2 protein-coding genes and 1 pseudogene are annotated in these 4,269 nt (G+C 35.0%); all 3 read left to right on the plus strand.

What is annotated here, in order from left to right; genetic code table 11:
- Positions 1 to 1,547: chemotaxis protein CheW (locus AC1DJR_RS19135; RefSeq protein ID WP_477003257.1), on the plus strand; the 1,547-nt coding region annotated here is incomplete at its 5' end.
- 208 nt (positions 1,548 to 1,755) lie between these two features.
- Entirely contained in the window at positions 1,756 to 3,402 is a 1,647-nt protein-coding gene (locus tag AC1DJR_RS19140) for a flagellar motor switch protein (protein ID WP_477003258.1), read from the plus strand.
- A 29-nt stretch (positions 3,403 to 3,431) separates the two neighbouring features.
- Positions 3,432 to 4,269 (plus strand): annotated as a pseudogene (locus AC1DJR_RS19145) (transglycosylase); the annotation flags it as partial.

Here is a 4,269-nt window from a genome sequence, read left to right on the forward strand (position 1 = left end):
AAGTATATATAACCGTCGAACAACAAGCCATTTTAAAAGCAGTACGTGCCATTATGTGTATTGAAGCATTACAAAATGTAGGGGATATACAAAAAACGGTTCCAAGCATTGAAGAAATTGAAGCGGATGCTTTTGGATTTGAGTTTACAGTACATATGAATACTGATCATAGTGTTGAAGAATTGAAACGAGTAGTGCTTCATGTTTCTGAAATTGAGAAAGTAGAAGTGAAGCAAGGTAGTCATAAAGTACAAGAAGTCGTACAGGTGGAAGAAACGATTCCACAGGTTGAAACCAGACAGCTGAAGTCACCTTTAGAACTGCCAATTCAACCGGTGAGCAATACGTCAACTAAAAGTACTACAAAAACGAAAAATGCTAAAGTGGAGAATCGTTCTATTCGTGTTCAGTTAGAAAAAATCGAAACATTAATGAATATGTTTGAAGAAAGTGTAATTGAGCGTGGACGAATTGATGAATTAGCAGAAACGATTCAAAATAAAGAGTTAATCGAGCATTTAAATCGATTAGGGGATATTTCAAAAGATATCCAAAATGTATTATTAAATATGCGTATGGTACCGATTGAAACGGTCTTCAATCGTTTTCCGCGTATGGTACGTATGTTAGCGAAAGATTTAGGTAAAAAAATCGATTTACAAATTAAAGGTGAAGATACTGAAGTTGATAAAATTGTTATTGACGAAATTGGTGATCCACTCGTTCATTTAATTCGCAATGCAATTGATCATGGGATCGAGACTGTTGAAAAACGCCGTGATGCCGGGAAAAATGAGACAGGTACTATTAAATTAGAGGCGTTTCATAGTGGAAATCATGTCGTAATTCAAATTACTGATGATGGAAATGGTATTCATAAAGGAAAAGTATTAGAAAAAGCGATAAAAAATGGTGTTGTAACGGAATCAGAGGCAAATAAATTAACGGATCGTGAAGTGTTTGATCTTATCTTCCAACCGGGATTTAGTACAGCGGAAGTTGTATCTGACCTTTCTGGACGTGGGGTTGGATTAGATGTTGTTAAACATACGATTCATAGTTTAGGTGGGCATTTAATTATTGATTCTGAAGAAGGAAAAGGAAGTACATTCAGAATTGAACTTCCTTTAACATTGTCTATTATTCAATCAATGCTTGTTCAAACAAATGATAAGCGTTATGCCTTGCCTCTTGGCAATATTGCTGAAGCCATTCGAATTAAGAAAGAAGACATACAATCGTTACAAGGGAAAGACGTTTTAAACTATCGCAATCAAATTATTGAAGTGAAACATTTAAGTACTGTATTTGGTGAAAAAACAGTAGATGAGGCGTTCGCATCATATGATAGTCAAATGGTTCCTGTGTTAATTGTTCGTAATACACATCGTAGCTATGGACTTATCGTAAACACAATTATCGGTCAAAGAGAAATAGTTTTAAAGTCATTAGGTGATTTCTTTGCAGAGAGCTCTAACTATTTCTCTGGTGCAACAATTCTCGGTGATGGACGAGTGGTCCTCATTTTAAACCCAGAAGGTTTATAATAGGAATGAAGGAAGCTCCCCACTTGTATACAATTGGGGAGCTTTTTGGGTAGAACTAATAATATAAGTATATGAAAACCGTCGTTTACACATATTGTGGAAATAAATACATGTTCACAATTCGGATGATAAGTTTGGTAAAACATAACGAGTGTAATAGAGAGTTTAAATCATTTGATAGAAAAACAAAAATGAGGAGGCAGGAAAAATGCCTGAGCAACACACAAAAGGGGATACTGGCACAATTGTGCTAGAAAAAGAAAATGAACATTTAACGCCTCAAGAATGCGATATTCTTGGTGAGATTGCTAATATATCATTTGGTTCAGCTTCGACTGTATTATCAACAATTTTAAATAGGCAAGTAAGTATTACTGCTCCTCAAGTAGAATTGGTAGATTTATATGATACAAGTGATGTTGAAATTCCACATGTTGTATTAAATATCCATTTCACAAAAGGATTAGATATGGAAAATCTTCTTGTTCTTCAACAAGATGTTGCTTTATCTATTGCTGATTTAATGATGATGGGAACAGGTGAAGTTGAAGAGGGAAAAGAGCTTGGTGAATTAGAGCTAAGTGCAGTACAAGAAGCTATGAATCAAATGATGGGATTCGCAGCAACATCTATGTCAGAATTCTTCCAAGATACGGTAGACATGTCTCCGCCAACAATTAAAGTTGTGCAACTTACAGAAGAGATGGAGAAGATTTCTGGTATTAATGGGAATAATATGGTTGTTAAAGTATCGTTTGAATTAAAAATAGATAATCTTGTGAATTCTCAGCTTGTACAGGTTGTTTCAGTTGAACATGCGAAGCGAATGATAAATAAATTGTTACAATTATCTGGTGGTGTGGAAGAAGAGATAGATGAGCCGGCGGAAGTGCAGGAAACTGAGATTTTAGAAGAGCATGTAGAAAAAGAGCAATTAACACAAGAAGAGAAAGATGTGCTTGGTGAAATTGCGAATATTTCAATCGGTTCGGCTTCAACAGTACTATCGACGCTTTTAAATCAGCCTGTCACTATTAGTACACCAAATGTAGAGGCGATTAATGTTCGTCATTATGAAGGAGTACCGGTTCCGTTTGTTATTTTAAATGTCGATTTTGTTGAAGGACTAAAAAATGAGAATGTATTCGTATTTACGAAAGATGTTGCTTTAACAATGGTAGATTTAATGATGATGGGAACGGGTGAAATTGATCCGGAGAAAGAGCTAAGTGAATTAGAGTTAAGTGGCATTAAAGAAATTATGAACCAAATGATGGGGCATGCTGCAACAGCGATGTCAGAAATGTTTAAAGAAAAAATGGATATGACACCACCAGACGTTAAATTTGTTTCTTTAAAAGAAGAAATGGAATATTTGGGAGAGTCGATGGCAGTTGACGAACTCGTTCAAATTACTTTTAATCTTGAAATTGGTGATCTCCTTCAATCAAAGATGTATCAAATACTACCGATATCAGAAGCGAAAGAAATGGTTAGAAGACTTCTATATCCGATGGTGGAAGGGCAAGAAGAAATAGTTGAGGAAGTTGTTGAAGAGGAAGAAATTCCTGCACCAGTCGTACAGCCAATTGAATATAAAGAAGTCAAGCAAGTTGAGCCAGTATATATGGATACATCTATTCTACAAAATGTAGAAATGAATGTTAAATTTGTATTTGGAAGTACAGTGAGAACAATTCAAGATATTTTAAGTCTACAAGAAAATGAAGCGGTCGTACTTGATGAAGATATTGATGAACCGATTCAAATTTATGTGAACGATGTATTAGTGGCGTATGGAGAACTTGTAAATGTAGATGGGTTTTTCGGAGTAAAAGTGACGAAATCGCTATAAGGCGTCAAAATAGGAGTTTGAACAAATAGATGAAAAAAGTAAAGTTTTTTCTAGTTAGTTGGCTATTCTTACATATATGCATATTTTCACCATCACAAGGGCAGGCAGAAGAAAAAAGTGTACAAGATCAAAATATAAGCGAAATGAATGACCAAGAGGGAAAAAATAAAGAAGTTCAGGAACAGCCGGAACAAGTGGAAATGCCCTCGGTTGAAGATGAAAAAAAAATAGTAGAAAATGAGCAAGGGAAAGAACAAAAAGAAGAAAGAACGATAGAAACAGACCGAGGGGTTATTACAGTTAATAAGCAGGAGCTAAAGGTTGGCGAAGAAGTGCGGATTGCTGTAGAACCAAATGAAAAAAACATTCAAAGTGTAAAAGGTATATTACAATTACAAAAAAATGGTGAGCAGTACAGACAAGAGAGAATAATATCTTTTGAGTATGAAGAAGAAACGAAGCGATGGATCGCTAATTATAAGGCCGGAATATATGATTTACAAGGTGATTGGAACCTTCAGCTCGTTGAAAGTTATAAAGAAGATGAGAAGGAAGAAGTAATAGAGAATGAATTAAATGTACCGCTCATTCGAATAAATAACGAAACACCGACTATAGATAAAGAATTGCCGAAGTTTGAGAAGGTTACTATTGATGAGGCAAAAGAGAACTTCATTGAACGGAAAAAGGGAGAATCCGTTCATATACGAGTACAAACGGTAGATATAGAATCGGTTGTTAAAGAAGTGCGCGTTATATTAAAAGGAAAAGAAGAAGGTAACGATATTACTTTTTTATTAGACTATAATAAACACGACATGGATTGGCAGAAAATAATTGAAATAACAGAAGCGTTACCTATTGGCC

This window comes from Bacillus sp. 05T31, assembly GCF_056396725.1.